Genomic DNA, 21,852 nt, shown 5'->3' on the forward strand with positions numbered 1-21,852 from the left:
TACTAATTTAACGCGTCACCAATAAAGCTATATTTAACGGAGAGTTCTTTGAATTTTATTCATTGTTTTGTTAAAGAGATTATTAGTTTTAGTAATTATACTTGCTGGTTTAAGCTGTTTTGGTCTTTGTTCTGGTTCTTTAAGAAAGCGATAGTGCAAAAATTCATCTCCATAACATATATTGACATCTTGTCCTTGAGATAACTGGGCAAAATCACGAGAAGAATAGCTCATATAATGGATACGATGAATTGGTTTTAAGCCATCTTGATTATAAAGAACGTTATTAATATTGACAAAGGGATCTGCATTAGCACAGTTACCTGTTCTATCTTCACCATTGGGGCTAAGTGTAAAGTTAAAAAGTGGGCGATCGCAGCGCAAGGTCATATAGTTAAACAAAAAAGAATCATCCCACCATCCATGTCCATTAATCCACTCAACTTCTTTTTGGGTAATTAATCGCTCCTTCATTATCTCAATATCTTTAACAGTAAACAATCCTCGTTTAGAGCCAAAGAAACTAGAACAATGCAGTTGAGGACGTATATCTGCTTCTGTATACAGCCCAGTTTTCTCTATAACTGAAATATTTAACGCTGCAACAGACCTATCCTTAAGGTGTTCCCAATCATCAAAAACAAAATCTGATGTTTCTAGCTTGTCAATTACATTATTGAGTGGCTTCATTGCCAAACTATCACCATCATAAAATACGAATTTATCAAAAATACCCTCAAAGGCAACAAACTTTCTTTGTAAATGACTTTTGTACCAACTAGGACGTGATAATTTTGTCTCTTTTTCCCTTGGATGTGCTGCCCAAATCTGATGAGCAAATTCTTCCCAGTATTGAATTACGTCCCAATCATCAAATAAGATTACATTTTTTCGATTATTAATTTCTTTCCTAACTAAATCTATTTGATCATTATATGGAATTATACAAATAGGAATATCTGCGCTAACATTCACCTCAATACTGTTTAGCAAAGCTACTAGTTGGTCAAACACCACATCATTAGCCAGGGTGTAGATACCGAAGGAATCCATTTTGATAAATCCTTTGTCTCTTGCAATGACTGAGTAACGCAAATAATATTCTCGTTATTTTCTGAGCTATTATTCTCGAATCATTATTAGTATACACATCTTTACACTTTATACTGGGGCAAGGAGCAAGGGATTTTGCTTAGTTTGGATGATACTAATATTACTCGTTGTTTGTCTGCATCGTCAAAACCCATGCTGTAGACTTGCTTTTTCCCAAAAATGTCCTGTGCGTTAAGACATTCGATTAAAGTAGGTGGCAGTGTACCAGTAATGAGAGCGTTTGGGATGCTGTCTAAAATGCAATAATATTTGGGGCTGCCCAAAGCGGGAGTGCCTGTCTTTCAAAAAATTAGCAATAATGCACGGAGCAAAAATTTATTTTTGAACTTGCATCAGCCCAGAATTAATCACTGATAAGTAAATATTATTTTTAGTTTTAAGCAAAAAGGAGTAGCAATGTCTAATGTTGAAGACAATAAATTAATTGCTCGACGCTGGATTGAACTCATTAGCGAGCATCGAATTGAAGATATCTGCGAGATGACCGCCCCAACTTGGAGGATGCACGGTGCTTTACCTGGGCTTCCTCCAGGGCCGGATGGAGTACGTAAACTCTTTGGCTCATTTGGGGCTATCGAGCAGAAATGGACAATTGAAGACGTAATTGCTGAAGGTGACAAAGTTGTGGTGCGTGCAACTAATACCTGCGCTCAGGAAAGTTTCTTTGGAATACCTAGTCATGGTCGAGAGCAGACGTTCACGGCTATGTTCATTCATTGGATTGTTGACGGGAAGATAGTTGAAACTTGGCGAAACGCTGATGATCTCGGACGAGTTCTTCAGCTTGGGGCGCGGATTGAGCCGGGAAGTCTGGGGAATAACTTTACTGGCTGACTGAATAAATGGCGAGTCTCTTCAGAAACTGGTAGAAGTCTTAAAAAATCTAGCTGTTGAACAATTGCCTTCTAGAGAATAATCTCAGCAACCCGGCGGTTCCTATCCCCCAAGCACCATTAACCAATAAACCTGTGACTATTCCCACAAGTTTCCAGCCTCCAGCTATGGGCTGACCCTTGATTGGTGCGACCACAAACCAAGCTACTAGCGTTGGGACAATTGCACCAAATACCAATGCTGCTAACCAATAGCTTTTATTATTTTGAAAACGAGGCGCGATTGCTACCCAAATCATTCCCCAAATTCCTCCCCAGAATGCACTTGACCAAATTTGCGGGATTCCAAATGGTTGTGTTGGTGCAGTTGGATAAGGAGTGCGAGGCGTGAAATTCAGTGTATGTAGCAACGCCAACATACCTTGGTGAAATAGCAAAACAGACACAAAGCCTGCAATAAATGCTAGGGCAAATCGAGATAAGGCAGCTTTTTGAGTCATTGCTTATACGAAAATCTCTAGGACTTGATTCTTAGAGGTGTCTATGATAGTTTGCTAACTAGTATAAAATACAGTGAATTTATCGAGTTACCGTATTTTACTAAATACTATTGTTGATATAGCCGAAGGAGCTTGGGGTTAAGACTATCTAAGTACTTTACCAAAATATATGACTAGAAAAGCCAGTGTTGCTGATTGAGAAGATAATGCCTGAAATAAACCTGAATTTGGCAATTTATCCAGAGTATTTTTGAGCAACAAAGCGATCGCAGCGAACAGATAGTGAGGATAATGAATATACGTATGCAAACTATTCATAACCGTAAAGTCAAAGGCGGAGGCTAAACCTTGGCAGAATTGGAAACACAACCTCTGGCTTTGTCAGACGCTCAGAAAAATTGGGTTTTACTCGGTGTCGGACTTGGGGTGTTCATGTCTACCCTTGATGTGGGCATCATCAATGTTGCTTTACCCACATTAGTGCAAGCCTTTGGCACCAGTTTTCCGACGACCCAATGGGCTGTATTGAGTTACCAGTTGGTCAGTTCCGGTTTAGTTTTGGGGGCAACCCGCTTGGGAGATATGTGGGGCAAGAAGTCCTTATATCAGGGGGGACTTGTTCTGTTTACTTTTAGTTCGCTGTTGTGTGGTTTTGCACCTAGTATTGAGTGGTTGATTGCCTTTCGCGCACTTCAAGGACTGGGTGCTGTGTTCATCTCTGGGCTTGGTTTGGCAATCATTACAGAAGTTTTTCCATCTTCGGAGCGAGGTCGCGCTGTTGGCGTTATCGGTAGTGTTGTATCACTGGGAATTGCTTTTGGCCCTTCCGCAGGGGGGCTGCTCCTAAGCTTATCAGGCTGGCATAGTATATTCTTCATCAATGTACCGTTAGGGATTATCGCTAGTTTCTTGATAGCTCGGGTAGTGCCACCTTCTGTACGCATTCAGGGTAAACAGAAATTTGACTTTTTTGGAGCTGTATTGGCTTTGTTGACTCTGGGTAGTTTTGGTCTGGGTATGACGCTAGGGCAAAGTCAGGGCTTTGGCAGTACCAATGCACTAGTATTATTAGCGATCGCTACCTTAAGTTTCATAATTTTTTTGGTAGTTGAAACAGTTATAAAAGAGCCGCTACTAGAACTACACCTGTTTCGCAATCTTCAGTTGAGTATGGGTTTGCTAAGTGGCTGGCTAGCATTCATTGTTATCGGCGGTTCGCTACTCATCGTCCCTTTCTTTCTAGAGAGCGTCAAGCATTATTCGACGGTAAAAGTAGGGCTGCTACTAGCTGTGTCACCTGTACTTAGTGGGTTAATTGCTCCATTAGGGGGAATACTTTCAGACCGTTTTGGCGCTCGACTAATCAGCCCAATTGGACTGGGGTTAATGATAGGTGGTTGTTTGGGCATTAGCACCTTTGATGCCCAAATTACTGAGCTAGGCTATGTGTCACGCTATTTTATTTACGGTATTGGACTGGGTTTATTCCAATCGCCCAACAACAGCACTGTTATGGGAGCAGTACCAAGGGAGCGGCTAGGGATTGCTTCTGGGCTGCTATCTTTGTCACGGACATCAGGGAATACAGTAGGAGTTTCTTTAATCGGGGCAGTATTTGGAGCATTAATCGCTAGCATGTCTGCGGGTGCAGATGTTTCTGTTGCCCCTCCTGATGCGATCGTTGCGGGGTTCCAAGGAACTTTTCGCTTCGCAGCCCTAATACTTTGTGGGGCAGCAGTCGCATCCGTATTGAGGATCGGGAAGAGGCAGGGGGAAGGGCGTAGGGAGCAGGGGGAGAATAACTAATCTCAATTAATAATTACCAATTACTAATCACTAAGGAATTAAATAAATGACAGGTAAATTAAAAGAACAAGTAGCAATTATCACTGGGGCTTCAGCAGGAATTGGAGAAGCAACTGCGATCGCATTGGCGGCAGAAGGAGCAACAGTAGTACTGGCTGCTAGGCGTGGCGATCGCATTCAGGCATTAGCAGAACGTATTAAAGCTAGTGGTGGCAAGGCATTGCCCATTGTCACTGATGTGACTGATGAAAACCAGGTAAATAACTTGGTGGCAAAGGCCAATGCAGAATTGGGAAGGGTCGATATCCTGGTGAATAATGCAGGCATTGCCTTACTCGGAACCATTGAAGCGGGAAATAGCTCAGACTGGCGGCGATCGTTCGACATCAACGTACTAGGACTGCTATATGCTACCCACGCTGTTTTACCTCTGTTGAAGGCGCAAAAATCAGGGCACATAGTCAATATATCCTCAGTGGCAGGTCGGACAGCACGGGCGGGTGTTGGTGTTTATAATGCTACCAAATGGGGCGTTAATGCCCTCTCAGAAGCTTTACGCCAAGAAGTCCACAAGGACAACATTCGCGTCACCATTATTGAACCTGGTTTAGTGGATACGGAAATTGACAACCAAATTACCGATCCAGTTGCCAAACAACGTATTGAGGAGCGGCGCAAGGCAATTACACCTCTGCATAGCGAAGACGTTGCTGCTGCGATCGTTTATGCCGTCACGCAACCGTCGCGCGTTAATGTCAACGAAATTCTTATCCGGCCAACAGGACAAGAACATTAAAGCTCAATACGGTTCAAAGCGCTACTTGTACAAAATCGTGGGTTTTGAGACGCGATAAATCGCCGTCTCTACAAGTGTTTTGGTCTTATCTGAACTGTATGCATTAAAGCTCTGTTATACCATGTCGCAGATGCCACAAAGGTTGCTCCTTATTTCGTGGATTAGCGTCATCAAGATACTGCTTCCTTTTCCGTAGGCTTACTCTATAATCCTACGGAGAAGGAGGCGATACATGATTAATTTATCTTAAGGATATAGTAAAATTACTGAATATTTGCAGAAAAGGAAATAATCTACATTATGTCACTCAGTCGTAGCGACCTCGAAGCCGGAAATGCACAGACGAGACTCTTAGAAGCATCACACTCTGGAATCAAGTTAACTACCCTGAGCGAAGATGAGTTACAGCGATCGCTCCATAAAATACTACAACACCAACTACCAAATTCTGATATCTGGATATTTGCTTACGGTTCCTTGATTTGGAATCCCCTAATCACATACGTCGAGCGCCGTGCTGGGATCATTTATGGTTGGCATCGGCGCTTCTGTACATGGATGGTTCTCGGTCGCGGTACTCCAGAGAATCCCGGATTACTCTTGGGACTCGATCGCGGGGGTAGTTGTCGTGGTATTGTTTATCGAATTGCTGCTGCTGATGTAGCATCCGAATTATTGCTGATTTGGCGACGGGAAATGTTAGCTGGTGTCTACGTTGCCCGTTGGGTAAGAGTATTTGATGGTACGCAAGAATTTAAAGCGATCGCCTTTGTTGCTAACCGTCAGCATCCCAGGTATGCTCATCAAGTACCATTAACAACTACTGTTAATAGCATTGCCACCGCATCTGGAAAATTGGGTTCCTGCGCTGATTATCTCATGAAAACTGTCGATGGATTAATCGCAGAAGGTATAAAAGATAGAAAATTGCTCTTGTTACGCAAACAAGTGCTGGCAAAACAACAAGCACTTTTAGTTAATGGCGGCTCTACTGAAACTACTAATTATAAATAACTGTTGTGAACTTCAAGTTAAATAAAATAATTGAGTTGGGAACAGATTTTAAATTGTGAAAAATAATTATCCCCAAACGTTAATTTTAAACATTTTTAATCAATACTATTGGCATAAATTATCTACTTTAGCTCAGAACTTACAGCCGCATTGAGAACTGTTAGAGGTACTGATACCACGCACAAAAATATCTACACAGGTTTCGATATAGTCCTCACAGCTATAGCTACCTTGGTTGAATTTTGCACTGCGACATAGCATTCCAGCTAACAGCATTCCTGTAAACATATCGACTGCTGGAAATGGATCGAGGTCTACTCTCACAGTGCCTAGTTTTTGACTCGATTGCAAATAAGCGACCAGTTTTTCTCCTAAAGGCTTGGCGGCTTCTTGAATCACTTGTTTAGCTGCTTCAGGATGACGTTTAGCTTCTCCAATAAATGTACGAATTAAGTCCTCCTGTGCTTCTAGCATAGTATTATAAAGATGGGCATACTGCCTTAAATCAATTTTTAGATCCTGTGTCCACGCTTCGGGGTATGCAAGGGCTTCAGTCTGGAGTGCCAAAGCATTTTTGATCACTGCTCCCAGAAGTTGTTCTTTGCTAGCAAAGTGACGAAATAAAGTCACCTCATTCACACCAGCAACACGAGCTATTTCACGGGTAGTCGCTCCTTGAACACCTAAACTGGCAAATACTTGCGAGGCGGCTTCTATCAAACGTATACGGGTGAGAGTTGGTGAACGGATGCTTTTATTCATTTATACTGGCAAGTACTTATTTTCATCATAAGTTATGTCTCCAAAGTTGTTGCAAATTAAATAAAAATAATCTTGATACCAGTACTTTTAAAGTTATTGAAAATCTGGTATCGACTTAAATTTATCTCGGTGCGGTAGCTAATGTTTTACTCATTTTCGTAACTGGGACAACTATCCCCTTTCTTAAATAATGAGGTGCTTTTTGGATGGCAGTAAATCCCAGTCGTAAATAAAATCCTTCAGCATAAAGACTAGCAGTTGTAATTACCTTATCTATACCTTGATCGGTTGCTTCGTCACAAAAATGTTGAACTAAAGCACGTCCAATCCCTTTCCCTTGATGTTTAGGATGGACATACAGCCCGATGAGTTCATCAACAATGAAGCTAGTAAAACCTATAACAACATCTCCTTTAATTGCAACTTTGCAAGTTTCCACTTTCATGGTCTTCAAGATATTTGAACCATCCGGTTTGTCGCGGTAATTACGCCAAGCTAAAAGTTCTTTTTCGGTGTAGAAAGTTGCAGGCAGAGCTTTGATAGCAGCAATATGAATTGCACTCAGCACCCACGCATCTGTTTCTAGAGCAGGTCGAAGAGATATTTCGTTAGCGCTCATAGGTTCATGACTGACATTCAGATTACATGTCTGTTTGACTTTTTGGCATGTTATGGACATTTTAGTTGCGTAGGCGTAGCCCTTCTCCTGTCGGAGACGCTGCGCGCTAAGCGTAGCTATGCCGCAGGCTTTACGACCGCGCTCAGGAACCACCCGTCGTAGATATCGCAACAGATCAAGATCAACTAGCCAAATTTTCAATTGCTTTACTGATATTAGCAGTTTCCAATTGAGTCACAACTCGCTGAACAATTTGTCGTCTAATTTTCTGTGTGACTCGCATCCGTAGTCCGTCGTAGACATCGCTTCCGCAAATCGCCAGCCCAAAATCAATACCTGCCCTCTGCCAGTAACAGAGAACCAATACAGACTGCTGATATATAAGCTCTGATAATTTTATCGGTGAAAATCATAATAAGCTCCAATTACCACTAAATCTATCGACAAACCGTATATTATGGATAAAGCAATAAAATAACCAACTTCAAAAAGCATATTTTGAAGTAATCAAGCAATATCTTTTGATATTTAGCTAATTTTGCACTGCTTACTTAAATAACTTCTCAAAGCTTGCTGATTCGACTATTTACCAAGCTGGAAGCCATTAGAAAGTCAAAAGGAGTAAATGTGATTAACGCCATACAGATTAACGAAAACTTAACGACAACAGGACAAGTTATACCAAAACAGCTTGAGCAAGCTATCCAAGAAGGTTTTAAGTCCGTTCTAAATTTGCGATCGCCTGATGAGCTAGGATTTTCCAAGGATGAGCAAAAAGTAGCTGAAGCATTAGGGCTGCATTATAAGAATGTTCCACTCAAGGTAGATTTAAAAAACTTGAATGAAGAGGCCATTACCAAAATCCTCACAACACTCGAAGAAATTCCTAAACCAGCAGTTGTGCATTGTGCAGCCGGAATGCGCTCGACTGGAATCGCACTCTTAAGTATCGCTATCCAGGAAGGATTAACACCAGAAGAAACCTTAGCAAGAGCTAAGAATCTGGGTTTTGGATTCTTTGAACACGCTGGCGTGAGTCCCCGACTGAGGCAATTATTTGTGGACTACGTTAACAAACACGCCAAATTAGCTGTGCCTACTTGCTGAAACAGATGTACTAAATAATAGGATATTGATAACTTAGCATTAGTTCAGGTGCGGCTTTTGACCAAGATGATAGCGGTGGTACTTTTACTCAGGTACAATTCGCGCAACTCAGCAGTGGATAATCACTAAGCGCAACTAATTTTTTTGTTGTCTAATTTGTAATATCAAATCCGAATTCGGTTCAATTAACGCATAGATAGCTCATTTAAGTAATTTCCGCTAGGATCTTTCACTTTTGTAAGTAGCCCTCAACCTACCAGTCTGAGGGCATAATTTTGACTTATCCAAGAGACACCCATTAACTTTGTATTAGACTAGAATGTAGGCTGTGCCAAGATTTATGATTCATCCGGGTACACAACGTATGATAAAATCTTTTTTCTTATTTATCCTTTATTATCAGTAACTTATTTCGATTTTCAAGATATAAATACGTAATTCTTATAAGATTTTTATACTAAATATAAACAGTAAAAAAATGCTATTCCAAGTAGTGACACTCAACTAAACAAACACTATAGTGATTAGATTAATCAACTGTATTGTGTCAGTAAGTTAGCCAAAAAGTCCTTTTCAGCCTGTCAAAAGGCTGGTCAAAGTCAAAAGTTGTGTTTCTCAATCGCGACATAAACTATACCGAAAGTGTCAACTCTTGGTATAGTTTATGTGCATTAAAACAGCAAGCCTCTGAAAAGTCAATTTAGGTCAATAGAAGTTATGGCAAATATTAATGGTACTGATGCTAATGATGTCATTATGAACAGTACAACTAACAATAATAGCCTCTCTGGAGGAGATGGTAATTACATCTTATATAGTGGTGAAGGAGATAATAGCCTAGACGGTGGCTTGGGGAACGATCAACTTTATGCTTCCTATACCACTGGCAACAACACCCTTAAGGGGGGATCTGGAGGTGATTATTTTAATATTAACAATTCTTCTGGGAAAAATTTTTTAGACGGTGGCTCTGAGAATGATGCATTTTCTGCTTCCTATACCACTGGCAACAACACCCTTAATGGGGGAGAAGGAAGTGATTATCTATACATTTATCATTCTTCTGGAAATAACCTTTTAAGGGGTGGCTCTGAGGACGATCGACTTTATGCTTCTAACACCAGTGGCGACAACACCCTTAAGGGAGGAACTGGGGATGATGTGTTGGATATTTCTTCCTCTTCTGGAAATAACCTTTTAGACGGTGGCTTGGGGAACGATCAACTTTATGCTTACAGTGCTACTGGCAACAACACCCTTAAAGGAGGGAGTGACAACGACTCATTCCATTTGAGCGCCCCATCTGTTACCCCTGATGTTTTAGTGACTCAAACGGTAGATGGAGGTACGGGCGACGACTATTTGTCTATCGATTATGGCAGTTTTACTACTGAGGGAATCACCTCAACTTTCGATACAGTCACTAACCAAGGTTCAATTACAGCTGGGACGTATCAAGTTAGCTATAAGAATATTGAACAATTAGATATTTCTGGTACAGCTAACACTGACACTATTCTAGGCAGTGATGGTAACGATTTCCTTTTCGGAAATGATGGCAACGATCTACTGGCTGGAGGGAGAGGCAATGATTATCTATTTGGAGGAGAGGGCACTGATACATTTGCCTTCAATAATTATAATGAAGGTGTTGATAGTCTTTATGACTTCGACCCGATTGCTGAAGTTATTCAGGTATCCTCTGCTGGTTTCGGCGGATCTTTAGTAACAGGCGCACTCTCGACTAGTGAGTTTACCATCGGTTCAGCCGCGACAACAGACGCTCAACGATTTATCTACGACAATGGTACAGGTGCGCTGTTCTTTGACCAAGATGGTAGCGGTGGCGCGTTTACTCAGGTACAATTCGCGCAACTCAGCGATGGATTGTCACTAAGTGCAACTAATTTTGTTGTTGTTTAATTTTACAAAGTCAAAGCGATCGCTCCATAGTACCTTGTGGTTAAAAGTTTTTAGTTGAAGGGTGTAAAGGATGCGATCGCCTTTTTTGGATTAATGAACATTTGTTATAAAAGTTTCTCGATAATTCCTTTCAAAAATAGTAAATCTTTTAAATCTGCCACGGCTAAACCTTTTAAAGCCGACTCTGCCTGTTTGCGCTTAGTTGGGAACTTTGACTTAAGAAGTTCTTCTTCCTCTAATTTTGCTCCACTTTCAAGTACAGAGTTGACAGTCGCTAAAATTGCAAGGGTAATACTTACAGCAATAACTGCTGCTGCAATATCAATAACTCCAGTTGGTGGTAGGAAGGATTTAAAGAACAAAAACACCGTTGTTGTAACTGCCTCCCTTGCAAATGCACCAAGTAAAGCAAAGGCTGCTTTTGATGAAAGAATTTCACCAGTATACAAATAGGATAAGGAGACAATCGCGGCAGCTTGTGTAGCTGCTATATAAGCTGCACTGCCAGGAATAAATGCTTGAATAGCAACTGCAACTAATGCTGTTGCTATGATACCTACCGCATAAGATTTTTTCTCACCCATGTGACGAGCGAGTAGTAGATCCTTTCCCTTTGAGACTAAAAAATTTTCTATATCCTCCCGAAGCCCATATACACCACGAATATCTAGTGGAGTGCCAGGGAGACAATCAGCATCATACCCGAATGCACACACTGGGTAAATTTTTTCTATCTTAAGCACCTCTTTCCACTGAGTAATAACCTTTTCTAAAGCCAAAGGAGAATGCTTATCCCACTCATCAATTTTATTCAAAACAACAAATACAGATTGACAGTGTGCTAGAAGGTCATCTAAATATCTTTTCTGAGACGCATCTGCGGCTCCGGTTACAACTAAAATACCTACATCAATATGTTTGAGAAATTCTCGTGTAATATCACTATTTTCAGAACGGACATCATCAAGCCCTGGTGAATCGATTAGCCTAACTTTATCATCAAGGCGCAATATTTTTAATTTTGTGGTTACACCAGCTTCAGCACCCACTTCGGCTATGGCTTTTTTACGACTCCTTTTGAGTAAAGCATTAATTAATGAGCTTTTGCCAGAACTAACTTTTCCAATGACAGCCATATTTAAAGTTTTAGAAAAATCTTGAACTTTTTCCTCAAATTGAGTATTTACATTTTCCCAAAACTCTTGCTCATCCGAATTATCAGATACTGAATTAACCATTGAAAAGTCTCCTAATAACTATAATTACAGCTATTATGTAACTTGTCTAATTCGTTAACTCTCAGTGGATATGCTTAAACTTACAAAAGTAGTGGTGTGTAAAGTGATTATCATCCACCATGTCTGAAACGTATTAGACATTATTCAACAGAAACAGTGATATCTACGACGGGCTGCACCTACACCAGACTCCGAAAAAAGAGCTTAACACCGCCCTCTCCTCATAAATTGTTAACACCCTTGCTCCCAGACATAACGAAAGTGATACACTACATCCATGCTAGGGGTGCCTACATAACCAGGCTGAGATCACACCCTTAACACCTGAGTCTGGGTAATACCAGCGGAGGGAAGCTGTTTATTGAGGAATCATAATATGCGGACAGAATGGGTTGCTAAACGGCGTGGGCAGGGTAATGTATCTCAAATGCACTACGCCCGCCAAGGTGTCATCACCGAAGAAATGCACTACGTCGCCCAACGGGAAAATCTCCCTGCCGATCTCATTCGTGATGAAGTGGCGCGGGGGCGAATGATTATCCCCGCTAATATTAATCACACTAATCTAGAGCCGATGGCTATTGGTATCGCCTCTAAATGTAAGGTTAATGCTAATATCGGCGCTTCTCCCAACTCTTCTAATCTTCAAGAAGAAGTTGATAAGCTGAATCTGGCGGTGAAGTACGGTGCTGATACCGTGATGGATTTGTCTACAGGCGGCGGTAATTTGGATGAAATTCGTACCGCCATCATTAAGGCTTCGCCAGTTCCCATTGGTACGGTGCCAGTATACCAAGCTTTAGAAAGCGTCCACGGCACAATCGAGAATCTGACTGCTGATGATTTTCTCCATATCATCGAAAAGCACGCCCAGCAGGGGGTAGATTATCAAACTATCCACGCAGGGATTTTGATTGAGCATTTGCCCTTGGTGAGAAACCGCATCACCGGTATTGTCTCTCGCGGCGGCGGTATTTTGGCGCGGTGGATGCTACATCACCATAAACAAAACCCACTTTATACCCACTTCCAAGACATTATTGAGATTTTCAAAAGGTACGATGTCTCCTTTAGTTTAGGAGATTCTCTACGTCCCGGCTGCACTCATGATGCCTCAGATGAAGCACAATTAGCTGAATTGAAAACCCTGGGACAGCTAACTCGCAAAGCTTGGGAAGATGATGTCCAGGTAATGGTGGAAGGGCCAGGACACGTGCCAATGGATCAAATTGAGTTCAACGTCCGTAAGCAGATGGAAGAGTGTTCTGAAGCACCTTTCTATGTTTTGGGGCCATTGGTGACAGACATTGCTCCCGGTTATGACCATATTACTTCAGCCATTGGAGCAGCGATGGCTGGATGGTACGGTACTGCAATGCTGTGCTATGTAACACCCAAAGAACATTTAGGTCTACCAAATGCCGAAGATGTGCGGAATGGGTTGATTGCCTATAAAATAGCAGCTCACGCGGCTGATATTGCTAGACATCGCCCTGGTGCAAGGGATAGAGATGATGAACTTTCCAAGGCGCGTTACAACTTCGATTGGAACCGTCAGTTTGAATTATCACTCGATCCAGAAAGAGCTAAGGAATATCACGATGAAACTTTACCAGCAGATATCTATAAAACTGCTGAGTTTTGTTCGATGTGTGGGCCTAAGTTCTGCCCAATGCAAACTAAGGTTGATGCTGATGCGCTGACAGAATTAGAGAAGTTCTTGGCGAAAGAGCCTGTGACTCAAAGCTAACAGACATGGGGGAATGGGGAATGGGCATTGGTCAATAATTTTTCTTCCCCTGCTCCCCCTGCCTCCCCTGCTCCCCCTCCTCCCTCATCCCTACACTCCCTAACTCAAACGTATTGACTTAAAACCCAATTTCAATGGTCAAGCTGCGAATCTTTCCGGTATCTGTGGTAGCTTTATCTGCAACTTCCAGAGTCCAGGTTCCTTGGGGACTTTTACCTTTAAAGGCAGCAAGTTTTGGGGTATTTACCTCGTCATAGGTTGTTTTGATATTATCTGTAGCTCCGCCCTGGCGATCATGCAGAATAATGGGAAGTATGCCTATTTGCACTGGGGGAAGGAGAGTAACTACAAGATCCCCAATATAAGTATGCTCGATGTCTACATTAACTTTGATGGATTTCATCAGGCTGGTATTAGCGATCGCCAACGACAATGTTGATGTTTGCAAATCGTTAATTGGGATATCTTGTACTGCCTTGAATATGCTAATGGGCGATGTTTGCGCCGGCTTGGCCAATTCTACAGCTTTGAGAGCATTGATTCTACCGTAACCGTAGAATGGGCTGCGACCATTAGCATCATATTTACCTCCAGCTTGATCGATGCGATCGCAAGAGCGTTTAATAATGTCTCGTACTTCGTCCCAACGCAGATTTGGGTTTCTGGCAATAATCAATGCTGCAACACCAGCTGCACCAGGACAAGCACTAGAAGTCCCGCCGAATTCGTTCGTGTAGTTACCTCCGGCATCACCCAGATTTACATTACCGGAATTATAACCAAGTACACCAACGCGATCGGTTGTCCAAATTCCAGGGGTTTGAGAACTATCACCATTGTTACTGGGAAAGGCACACCACACCGCTTGACCAAAGTCACTGTAAGCGCTTCTTGTGCCAAAGTCGTTACAAGCTGCGATCGCAATTACCTTTTGGTAGCTGGCGTAGCCGTCGTTATCCACACTTTCGTTACCATTGCCAGCCGCGAATAAAATTACACATCCCTTGCTGTTACGTCCTTTATTGATTGCAAAGTCCATAGCCAATCTTGTGGAGTCAGGCAAAGGTACTTTTTGCTTGTGTAGAGGATCGTTTGGCTCAAACCAAGTCCCATCTGCTGGGCCCCAACTACAAGAAATCACATCAGCACCATTTTGAGCCGCCCAAATAAAAGCATCTGCTTCATCCTGTGATCCCAACGACGAAGCTAAACGAATCGGCATCAGTTTTGCACCTGGTGCTACACCTGATGCACCAAATTTCCCGTTGCCACAAGCTACTCCTGCACAAGCTGTCCCGTGGTTATTGTCGTTTCCTGGTCTGGGATTGTCATTTTTACGTGTGACATCGCGCGGGGCAACAATCTTTCCAGAGGAACGGAATTCTTCATGATCGAGATCCACACCGTCATCGATAATTGCAATAATTGTTCCTGTGCCATCGCTTAATTTCCAAGCTGCTTCAACGTTGGCATGGGCGTTAATTACCTTACCGTTAATTGTTGTTTGCTTTAAGTGCCACTGCTGCGGGAAAACCTGACGTTGGCGTGATTCACGCACTAGTTCAGGATGGCACAGTTCGACTGATTCCTCATTCAGAAGTCTCTCGGCGATGTCAAAGATAGCTATACCAGTATTTGTAGGTGCATTGACAAAATAAGCATTTCGCGCATATTCAAGTTGACGTTTAATTGTTAAGCCGTAACGTCCCAATATCTCTTGGCAGACCCTTGATTCTTCTTCATTATCGAATTTAACAAAGAGGTTTTCGGTGTAAATTATCGGTTGGCTGGAGGCTGGATCGATCAAGACACGTCCGGCAAATTGGACTTGAGACTCTTGGTTGAGAATTTCACGGGCGCGATCGCGCAAAGCAACACCCTGAGTCGGAACTTTCGCACGCAAAATTTCTACACCCGCTTGCCGAAACCGCATTGTTAACTCGAATTGATTGAGGATGCTACGAGCTGTGGGTGACACAGGTGCGACTTCAAACGGTCTTGCACCAATTAGAGTACTGCGGCTTTCGGTACGCACTACAACGTGTTCGTCACTGATAGCAAGTTCATACTGTTGACCGTTCTGTCCACCATAGCGAACCTGAACCATAGCTTAATCTCCTGGGATATTTGTCTTAAAAATTGGGCATTGGGAAATCGTATTATGCACTACTTGTAAAGCTTGCTATACGCAGTGTGCGTTTATGGATGGTTTTTATTTCATGTGTTATATGTGTATTACGACATTAAAAAGATCCAGCTGCAACAGAATTTAATCTCTCTAAAGTTCATACAAGCCTTCAATTCGTCTTTCCAGAAAAGAGGAATTCAAAGTCAGGCTGTTTTACGAATCTTCACTATCACTAGGGATATATAGCTTGCATCCCGATAAAAGATTTGTATTCTGTACCACTGAAAACGCTATAACATCATTAGAACTTGAGAAAGATGTTTTATTTTCCGGCTGAGTATTTTCTACAGGTGTACTCTTTACCCCTGATTGCTGAAGTGAAATTTCAAAACGACTATTTTTCTGAGTATCCTGAACAAATTCGGGTTGGCAGCGATAGCACTGCTATATCTTATACTCGTAAGTCTGGGTACTATGCAATACATTATAATAATCAACCCAAGACGGTAGCACCAGGAGCAATTTTACAACTTAACGATGGTGCGATGTCTACGAAGGGCTACGCCTACGCAGTTTTTCCAGGCGAACCCAATCAATCAGAGCAGGGTAAACTGAGTCCAGTTTACACAATAGAACCCAATGGTTCTTTAGCAGTACCAACTGGACTGGTTTTCATCCGCTTTGCTGAAGGCGTTGATGTAAAGTCTCAGCACGAAGCAATTAATCGAGCGGGTTATGAAGTAGTAAAAAGCCTTGATTATGCGCCTCACGCTGCTTGGTTGCGTGCCCAATCAGGTAATATTGCAGATGCGATCGCAAAGATTCCTCAGCTAGAAGCGATACCTAAAGTTGAGAATATCGAACCTCAGATGCTTATGGAAAGAGGTTTGAGATTAGAACATTAATAATTCGAAATGAGTCACACTAAGAGGTTGTTTGAACAGTGTTTCGCTGTGACTTTAGGTCTTTGAGATCCCCCCTTTTTAAGGGGAGAAACGGAATTAAAGTCCCCCTTTTTAAGGGGGATTTAGGGGGATCTAAAACTTTTGTTACCAAGACGAGAACTTTTCAAACAACCTCTAAGGAATAGCGATGGCGTACCCGCGCTTCTTTGCGGGGCGTAGCTCATCGCATCTAATGCTGTAGTTCACAAATTTTATTTGCTGGGGATTTTGGTGTTTTGCATAAATAACCCAGAGAAGAGCGATAAGTACTATGAGAGCAAACAAAAAATTAACTCTTAAGTTTTAATAACTTATCAAAGTGACGGGAGGAATCAAATATAATTAGCAATTTCTTAGGTATTAAAATTTTATGCTTTTACTATTTAGTTATTTCTATTTAATAGCAGTTACTGGCAGATAAAATTAACATTTTTTATCAATGAATTTGATAGTATTATTTGCTGCAAATATGTACCAAAATTTAAGTCTTGGCTGTAATTATTCTTACTCATAGTCAGATTTAATTACTCATGTTAATTAACCGTGTATATGTACAGAAATAATATTTACCTTTAATCGCTGCTATGAACAGAGTTACCACAGTCTGATAAAGAAACAGGGTTAGGTTTTATAACAAAAATTTTCAGATTACAGACATAATTTTATGACAGCAAGACTAATATTTGACCCTTGGATTAGCTGCCCTCAGCTGAATCCTAAGGCCCAGCTTCGCCTATTCTGTTTTCCATGTGCTGGGGGTACAACTTCAACATATAGTACATGGACAAACAAATTACCAAAAGATGTAGAGGTTTATTTAGTTCAGCTTCCTGGAAGAGGCCGTCGATTACAGGAACCCTCATATACCAATTTTTTCCCTCTAGTTCAAACTTTGGCATCAAAACTGAGACCCTATCTGAATATTCCATTTGCCTTTTTTGGTCATAGCATGGGTGCAACACTTGGCTTTGAGATAGCGCGTCTACTCCGTCATGAATATAATCTTAGCCCTGTTCATTTATTTGCTTGTTGTTGTCCTGCTCCTCAAAAACCAATTCTCAGACCGTTCATTCACACAATGCCTGAAGCTAAATTCTTGGCGGAACTTCGCGATCGTTATAATGCAATTCCCCAGACAATTTTGCAGAATGAACAACTGTTGCAACTTTTCTTACCCTGTCTGCGAGCCGACTTTACGATGCTAGAGACATACATTTACAAAAGTGAAATGCCGCTCGAATGCCCAATCTCTGTATTTGGAGGTTTACAAGATAAAGCAATAAAGGTTGATGCTTTAGAAGCTTGGCGTGAGCAAACTAGTAGTTACTTTAATCTGCAAATGTTTCCTGGAGATCATTTCTTTTTACATAATGCTCAATCACTATTTTTGCAGTCATTATCTCAAAATTTATCTCACCTATTAGCCATCAATAATAATTAAAATTTATAGATAGGAATGTACAGTTTACTTAGTAGCTAAATCTATTTAAATAAAGTGTACAAAATAATTTTGTTGCAAAAATGGCTATTGATATTTTGCGTAATCATTTTGCAACGAAAAGATTGCTTGCATCGTATTTATACCATGCGCTAAAACCACGCAGTTTCTCAATTATCCTCAAGTTTTATGACAGAATTGATCTCGACAAAATCAAATTCCCCGTTTTCTACTGGATTACCAGCTTTGTATAGCATAGCTTTTTTGTCTGGTATTTCTATAGGGCTATTTAATCCCTTTATCTCAACATTAATGGCGCAACATCAAGTTGATGATTTATGGATAGGAGCAAATTCTACGGTGTATTTTTTAGTCATAGCTTTGGGAACACCGTTCGTAGTAAAAGTATTACCCAAGTTGGGGCTTCGTAAAACTATGATGCTTGGCTTGACAATGATGGGTATTAGCGCTCCTTTGTTCACTATGACTACATCAATGCCTTTGTGGTTTATTATACGTGCTGTTATGGGCATTGCTTGTTGTTTATATCTAGTCAGTGGAAACACTGCATTGAATCACTTTTGTCATGAAGGTAATCGAGCGATCGTCAATGGTTTGAATGCTCTAGCTTTTACTTTTGGATTTGGTATTGGCCCAGTAATTGGTTCTGCTTTGTATAATGTTTCACCAAAACTGTCATTTTTGTTGGGTAGTGCTTTAATTTTTAGCGGCGTAATTGTGGTATGGATAGCTCTACCAGATAAAGCAGTTGTTTTTCAACAATCTTCACGTTCCGGAATTTTCAACAAGCTGAAACTTCCTCTTCAGGGCGCATTTGCCTATGGTTTTGCCGAATCAACGCTAGTTTCTTTATATCCTGTTTATCTGCTACGACAAAATTACAATATAGAGCAGATCGGCTATACCTTTGCTGTATTTGTAGTTGGCGGCTTGCTCTCTACTGTTCCAGTTACTCACATAGCAGACAAATTCGGCAGACTCAAAGTTCTTTTTATGAGCGTGTCTATCGTAATATTGTCGTTTTTATCTCTTTCATTGATTCAAGACTCCACTGCTACCCAGATATTTGCATTTATTGCTGGAGCTAGTATCAGCCCGATTTTTCCCTTAGCAATGGCATTAATTGGAGCAAAACTTTCTAGAAATGAACTATCTTCTGGAAGTGCTTTGTTCACAGCTATATATAGTTTCGGATGTACTGCTGGGCCTATTGCTTCATCCTTAGCCATCAAAGTTTTTGGTGATGGTTACATATTTAGCTTGACAATAATCATCTTTGCCGTGTTTTTGTTTTATGTGGGCAGACAGAATAAAAAATTTCCGTTCCGAATTGCTTAACTCGTTAATATCACTGGTGAAGAGGAAAGATTCACTGGTGCTAATGGCATATTATCCCTTGCCGGAAGCGTCATAATTGATCTATAACCAAATGTTCCTGAGCCAACTCAGATTATAGTGAATGGCACTTTCGCTTTCGGATATGGCTTGATTTGATTGAGCTATGTTGTTAGGCATTTTCGAGTAAGAAAATATCTAAATATTTAAAATCTGTGAAAAGCTCATATAGCAGTATTTTCACGGATTTTAAATTTTTGTGCTGTTTACACCGTGTTGTATTAGTCTTATAGAGACCGAAATAGACGAAACATATTCCCCATAAGGCTTTTAATATATGCGATCGCAGGTAAGTAAAATAAATAAAGTCAAATTTATGGAATAGTTGCATAAATCTTTTACTTACTCCAGTTAAATATATAACAGTTCAATTACAGAACAAACGATGACAAGTTTTATTCTCTCATGTTGTAATTTCAAAACACAACAAACGGAATCTCTGTCATCAATATATGAGCAAACAAATTGAAACAAATGGCTAATGTTTTTGGTTAATTCTTACGTGAACTTCTCCAAAAATTATTCTCGAAAGTTTCAATTATGGAGAATGACTGCTTCGTTAAAACACTGATGCCAGCTAAATATCAATTTGTATTTGCTGAAATATTATGTCAAATACTCTCAGCAAAAAACAAAAGTTAAGTTAATTGCAATACCTACTACAAGTTAAACATAATCCCTGTATGAAGACACTATCTCAAGCACAAAGCAAAACCTTATCTCAACAATCTTCTTTCACTGGAAATTCCTCTACCAATGTAATTATTGGTAATCAGAAACTCACAATCAATGATGTTGCAAGGGTAGCACGCAATGGCGCATTAGTGTCTTTAACTGATAACGCAGACGTTTTGCAGAATATTCACGCATCTTGTGATTACATTAATAATGCTGTTGAATCTGGGGAACCAATTTATGGAGTGACATCTGGCTTTGGCGGTATGGCCAATGTTGCCATATCCCGTGAACAAGCATCCGAACTCCAAACCAACTTAGTTTGGTTCCTGAAAACAGGTGCAGGCAACAAATTACCCTTGGCAGATGTGCGTGCAGCTATGCTCTTGCGTGCAAACTCTCACATGCACGGTGCATCTGGCATCAGGCTGGAACTTATCAAGCGCATGGAAACTTTTCTCAACGCTGGTGTTACACCGTATGTGTATGAGTTTGGCTCAATTGGTGCAAGTGGTGATTTAGTGCCACTATCCTACATTACTGGTTCACTGATAGGCTTAGATCCCAGTTTTAAGGTTGACTTCAACGGTAAAGAGATGGATGCACCGACAGCCCTAAGTCAGCTGAATTTGTCACCCCTGACATTGTTACCGAAGGAAGGCTTGGCAATGATGAACGGCACTTCAGTAATGACAGGTATTGCGGCAAACTGCGTCTACGATACTCAAATTTTAACTGCGATCGCTATGGGCGTTCACGCTCTAGATATCCAAGCTTTAAACGGAACCAATCAATCATTCCATCCATTTATCCATAATTCCAAACCACATCCTGGTCAATTATGGGCAGCAGATCAGATGATTTCTTTGCTAGCAAATTCCCAGTTAGTCCGTGATGAGTTAGATGGTAAACACGATTATCGTGATCACGAATTAATTCAGGATCGCTACTCACTCCGATGCCTTCCCCAGTATTTGGGGCCCATTGTTGATGGGATTTCCCAGATTGCCAAACAAATTGAAATCGAAATCAACTCAGTGACTGATAACCCACTGATTGATGTGAATAACCAAGCTAGCTATCATGGAGGCAATTTTCTCGGACAGTACGTGGGTGTGGGAATGGATCACCTGCGTTACTACATTGGGCTAATGGCTAAACATTTGGATGTGCAGATTGCCCTCCTCGCCTCACCGGAGTTTAGCAATGGACTACCACCATCTTTACTTGGCAACCGAGAACGTAAAGTCAATATGGGACTCAAAGGTCTGCAAATATGCGGTAACTCAATTATGCCACTGTTGACCTTCTATGGAAATTCTATCGCCGATCGCTTTCCTACCCATGCGGAACAATTTAATCAGAACATCAACAGTCAAGGATACACTTCAGCGACTCTAGCCCGCCGTTCTGTCGATATATTCCAGAATTATATGGCGATCGCTCTCATGTTTGGAGTCCAAGCTGTTGACCTCCGCACATATAAAAAGACCGGTCATTACGATGCACGCGTCTGTCTATCACCTGCAACTGAGCGGTTGTATTCAGCAGTCCGCCACGTAGTTGGACAAAAACCAACTTCAGATCGCCCATATATTTGGAATGATAATGAGCAAGGTCTGGATGAGCATATTGCCCGGATTTCTGCTGATATCGCGGCTGGTGGTTTGATTGTGCAAGCAGTTCAAGATATCTATTAACAGTTATTAGTCAATCGTGAACAGTCGGCAGTTAATTTAACTGTTGACTGTTTACTAATTTCATCCACTTATTGCATAAATTCTCTACAT

The 21,852-nt window shown here is 41.1% G+C and carries 19 protein-coding genes and 1 riboswitch; of the genes, 11 read left to right on the forward strand and 8 right to left on the reverse strand.

Going from position 1 to position 21,852, the window contains the following annotated elements:
• Window positions 1–33: 33 nt before the first annotated feature.
• Complete coding sequence (locus IQ274_RS14935) at window positions 34–1,053, reverse strand: Npun_R2821/Npun_R2822 family protein (protein WP_194142721.1); 1,020 nt, start codon at window positions 1,051–1,053, stop codon at window positions 34–36.
• A 456-nt stretch (window positions 1,054–1,509) separates the two neighbouring features.
• On the opposite strand from IQ274_RS14935, the gene IQ274_RS14940 reads away from it, so the two are divergent.
• Window positions 1,510–1,947: an ester cyclase gene (locus IQ274_RS14940; RefSeq protein ID WP_194142722.1), complete on the forward strand. Its 438-nt coding sequence runs from the start codon at window positions 1,510–1,512 to the stop codon at window positions 1,945–1,947.
• Between the two features lie 49 nt (window positions 1,948–1,996).
• Here IQ274_RS14940 and IQ274_RS14945 read toward each other — a convergent pair whose 3' ends face one another.
• Both IQ274_RS14945 and IQ274_RS14950 read right to left on the reverse strand, forming a co-directional pair.
• Window positions 1,997–2,446: a hypothetical protein gene (locus IQ274_RS14945; RefSeq protein ID WP_194142723.1), complete on the reverse strand. Its 450-nt coding sequence runs from the start codon at window positions 2,444–2,446 to the stop codon at window positions 1,997–1,999.
• 144 nt (window positions 2,447–2,590) lie between these two features.
• Entirely contained in the window at window positions 2,591–2,764 is a 174-nt protein-coding gene (locus IQ274_RS14950) for a hypothetical protein (RefSeq protein ID WP_194142724.1), read from the reverse strand.
• A gap of 30 nt (window positions 2,765–2,794) precedes the next feature.
• On the opposite strand from IQ274_RS14950, the gene IQ274_RS14955 reads away from it, so the two are divergent.
• The 3 genes from IQ274_RS14955 (at window position 2,795) to IQ274_RS14965 (ending at window position 6,062) form a co-directional block, all read left to right on the forward strand.
• Window positions 2,795–4,252 carry an MFS transporter gene (locus IQ274_RS14955; RefSeq protein WP_194142725.1) on the forward strand — a complete coding sequence of 486 codons (1,458 nt, stop codon included), beginning with the start codon at window positions 2,795–2,797 and terminating at the stop codon, window positions 4,250–4,252.
• A 46-nt stretch (window positions 4,253–4,298) separates the two neighbouring features.
• Window positions 4,299–5,048, forward strand: coding sequence for an SDR family NAD(P)-dependent oxidoreductase (locus IQ274_RS14960; protein WP_194142726.1), 750 nt, complete (start codon window positions 4,299–4,301; stop codon window positions 5,046–5,048).
• 300 nt (window positions 5,049–5,348) lie between these two features.
• Window positions 5,349–6,062 carry a gamma-glutamylcyclotransferase gene (locus tag IQ274_RS14965; RefSeq protein ID WP_194142727.1) on the forward strand — a complete coding sequence of 238 codons (714 nt, stop codon included), beginning with the start codon at window positions 5,349–5,351 and terminating at the stop codon, window positions 6,060–6,062.
• Window positions 6,063–6,194: 132 nt separating this feature from the next.
• Here IQ274_RS14965 and IQ274_RS14970 read toward each other — a convergent pair whose 3' ends face one another.
• From IQ274_RS14970 to IQ274_RS14980, 3 genes are all read right to left on the reverse strand, one after another.
• A complete protein-coding gene (locus IQ274_RS14970) occupies window positions 6,195–6,824 on the reverse strand; it encodes a TetR/AcrR family transcriptional regulator (RefSeq protein ID WP_163928582.1) in 630 nt (209 codons plus the stop codon).
• Between the two features lie 121 nt (window positions 6,825–6,945).
• Window positions 6,946–7,443 carry a GNAT family N-acetyltransferase gene (locus IQ274_RS14975; protein WP_163928596.1) on the reverse strand — a complete coding sequence of 166 codons (498 nt, stop codon included), beginning with the start codon at window positions 7,441–7,443 and terminating at the stop codon, window positions 6,946–6,948.
• Window positions 7,444–7,624: 181 nt separating this feature from the next.
• Complete coding sequence (locus IQ274_RS14980; protein ID WP_163928583.1) at window positions 7,625–7,807, reverse strand: hypothetical protein; 183 nt, start codon at window positions 7,805–7,807, stop codon at window positions 7,625–7,627.
• 263 nt (window positions 7,808–8,070) lie between these two features.
• Between IQ274_RS14980 and IQ274_RS14985 the strand changes: the two genes are divergently transcribed.
• Both IQ274_RS14985 and IQ274_RS14990 read left to right on the forward strand, forming a co-directional pair.
• Window positions 8,071–8,550 (forward strand): beta-lactamase hydrolase domain-containing protein, encoded by a 480-nt coding sequence (locus tag IQ274_RS14985; RefSeq protein ID WP_012410063.1) that lies wholly within the window; start codon window positions 8,071–8,073, stop codon window positions 8,548–8,550.
• Between the two features lie 717 nt (window positions 8,551–9,267).
• Window positions 9,268–10,473, forward strand: coding sequence for a calcium-binding protein (locus IQ274_RS14990; protein WP_194142728.1), 1,206 nt, complete (start codon window positions 9,268–9,270; stop codon window positions 10,471–10,473).
• A 104-nt stretch (window positions 10,474–10,577) separates the two neighbouring features.
• On the opposite strand, the gene IQ274_RS14995 is transcribed toward IQ274_RS14990, so the two are convergent.
• Window positions 10,578–11,711: a GTPase gene (locus IQ274_RS14995; RefSeq protein ID WP_194142729.1), complete on the reverse strand. Its 1,134-nt coding sequence runs from the start codon at window positions 11,709–11,711 to the stop codon at window positions 10,578–10,580.
• Between the two features lie 272 nt (window positions 11,712–11,983).
• Window positions 11,984–12,080, forward strand: a riboswitch (TPP riboswitch).
• A 7-nt stretch (window positions 12,081–12,087) separates the two neighbouring features.
• Here IQ274_RS14995 and thiC point away from each other — a divergent pair.
• Complete coding sequence (gene thiC / locus IQ274_RS15000) at window positions 12,088–13,461, forward strand: phosphomethylpyrimidine synthase (RefSeq protein WP_194142730.1); 1,374 nt, start codon at window positions 12,088–12,090, stop codon at window positions 13,459–13,461.
• 118 nt (window positions 13,462–13,579) lie between these two features.
• Here thiC and IQ274_RS15005 read toward each other — a convergent pair whose 3' ends face one another.
• Window positions 13,580–15,568 (reverse strand): S8 family serine peptidase, encoded by a 1,989-nt coding sequence (locus IQ274_RS15005; RefSeq protein WP_194142731.1) that lies wholly within the window; start codon window positions 15,566–15,568, stop codon window positions 13,580–13,582.
• 338 nt (window positions 15,569–15,906) lie between these two features.
• Between IQ274_RS15005 and IQ274_RS15010 the strand changes: the two genes are divergently transcribed.
• The 4 genes from IQ274_RS15010 to IQ274_RS15025 all read left to right on the forward strand — a co-directional run bounded on the left by IQ274_RS15010 (window position 15,907) and on the right by IQ274_RS15025 (window position 21,762).
• Window positions 15,907–16,494: a hypothetical protein gene (locus IQ274_RS15010; RefSeq protein ID WP_194142732.1), complete on the forward strand. Its 588-nt coding sequence runs from the start codon at window positions 15,907–15,909 to the stop codon at window positions 16,492–16,494.
• Window positions 16,495–17,197: 703 nt separating this feature from the next.
• Entirely contained in the window at window positions 17,198–17,974 is a 777-nt protein-coding gene (locus tag IQ274_RS15015) for a thioesterase II family protein (protein WP_194142733.1), read from the forward strand.
• Between the two features lie 186 nt (window positions 17,975–18,160).
• A complete protein-coding gene (locus IQ274_RS15020; protein WP_163928591.1) occupies window positions 18,161–19,330 on the forward strand; it encodes an MFS transporter in 1,170 nt (389 codons plus the stop codon).
• A 740-nt stretch (window positions 19,331–20,070) separates the two neighbouring features.
• Window positions 20,071–21,762 (forward strand): HAL/PAL/TAL family ammonia-lyase, encoded by a 1,692-nt coding sequence (locus tag IQ274_RS15025; protein WP_194142734.1) that lies wholly within the window; start codon window positions 20,071–20,073, stop codon window positions 21,760–21,762.
• Window positions 21,763–21,852: the final 90 nt, after the last annotated feature.

This window comes from Nostoc sp. LEGE 12447 (genome assembly GCF_015206985.1).
Classification (GTDB): domain Bacteria; phylum Cyanobacteriota; class Cyanobacteriia; order Cyanobacteriales; family Nostocaceae; genus Nostoc.

Coding starts and splice junctions, on each gene's coding strand:
- IQ274_RS14960 (WP_194142726.1), top strand. CDS start 4,299: ATGACAGGTAAATTAAAAGAACAAGTAGCAATTATCACTGGGGCTTCA.
- IQ274_RS14945 (WP_194142723.1), bottom strand. CDS start 2,446: ATGACTCAAAAAGCTGCCTTATCTCGATTTGCCCTAGCATTTATTGCA.
- IQ274_RS15020 (WP_163928591.1), top strand. CDS start 18,161: ATGACAGAATTGATCTCGACAAAATCAAATTCCCCGTTTTCTACTGGA.
- IQ274_RS14995 (WP_194142729.1), bottom strand. CDS start 11,711: ATGGTTAATTCAGTATCTGATAATTCGGATGAGCAAGAGTTTTGGGAA.
- IQ274_RS15025 (WP_194142734.1), top strand. CDS start 20,071: ATGAAGACACTATCTCAAGCACAAAGCAAAACCTTATCTCAACAATCT.
- IQ274_RS14975 (WP_163928596.1), bottom strand. CDS start 7,443: ATGAGCGCTAACGAAATATCTCTTCGACCTGCTCTAGAAACAGATGCG.
- IQ274_RS15015 (WP_194142733.1), top strand. CDS start 17,198: ATGACAGCAAGACTAATATTTGACCCTTGGATTAGCTGCCCTCAGCTG.
- IQ274_RS14950 (WP_194142724.1), bottom strand. CDS start 2,764: ATGAATAGTTTGCATACGTATATTCATTATCCTCACTATCTGTTCGCT.
- IQ274_RS14940 (WP_194142722.1), top strand. CDS start 1,510: ATGTCTAATGTTGAAGACAATAAATTAATTGCTCGACGCTGGATTGAA.
- IQ274_RS15005 (WP_194142731.1), bottom strand. CDS start 15,568: ATGGTTCAGGTTCGCTATGGTGGACAGAACGGTCAACAGTATGAACTT.
- thiC (WP_194142730.1), top strand. CDS start 12,088: ATGCGGACAGAATGGGTTGCTAAACGGCGTGGGCAGGGTAATGTATCT.
- IQ274_RS14990 (WP_194142728.1), top strand. CDS start 9,268: ATGGCAAATATTAATGGTACTGATGCTAATGATGTCATTATGAACAGT.
- IQ274_RS14935 (WP_194142721.1), bottom strand. CDS start 1,053: ATGGATTCCTTCGGTATCTACACCCTGGCTAATGATGTGGTGTTTGAC.
- IQ274_RS14970 (WP_163928582.1), bottom strand. CDS start 6,824: ATGAATAAAAGCATCCGTTCACCAACTCTCACCCGTATACGTTTGATA.
- IQ274_RS14965 (WP_194142727.1), top strand. CDS start 5,349: ATGTCACTCAGTCGTAGCGACCTCGAAGCCGGAAATGCACAGACGAGA.
- IQ274_RS15010 (WP_194142732.1), top strand. CDS start 15,907: ATGTTTTATTTTCCGGCTGAGTATTTTCTACAGGTGTACTCTTTACCC.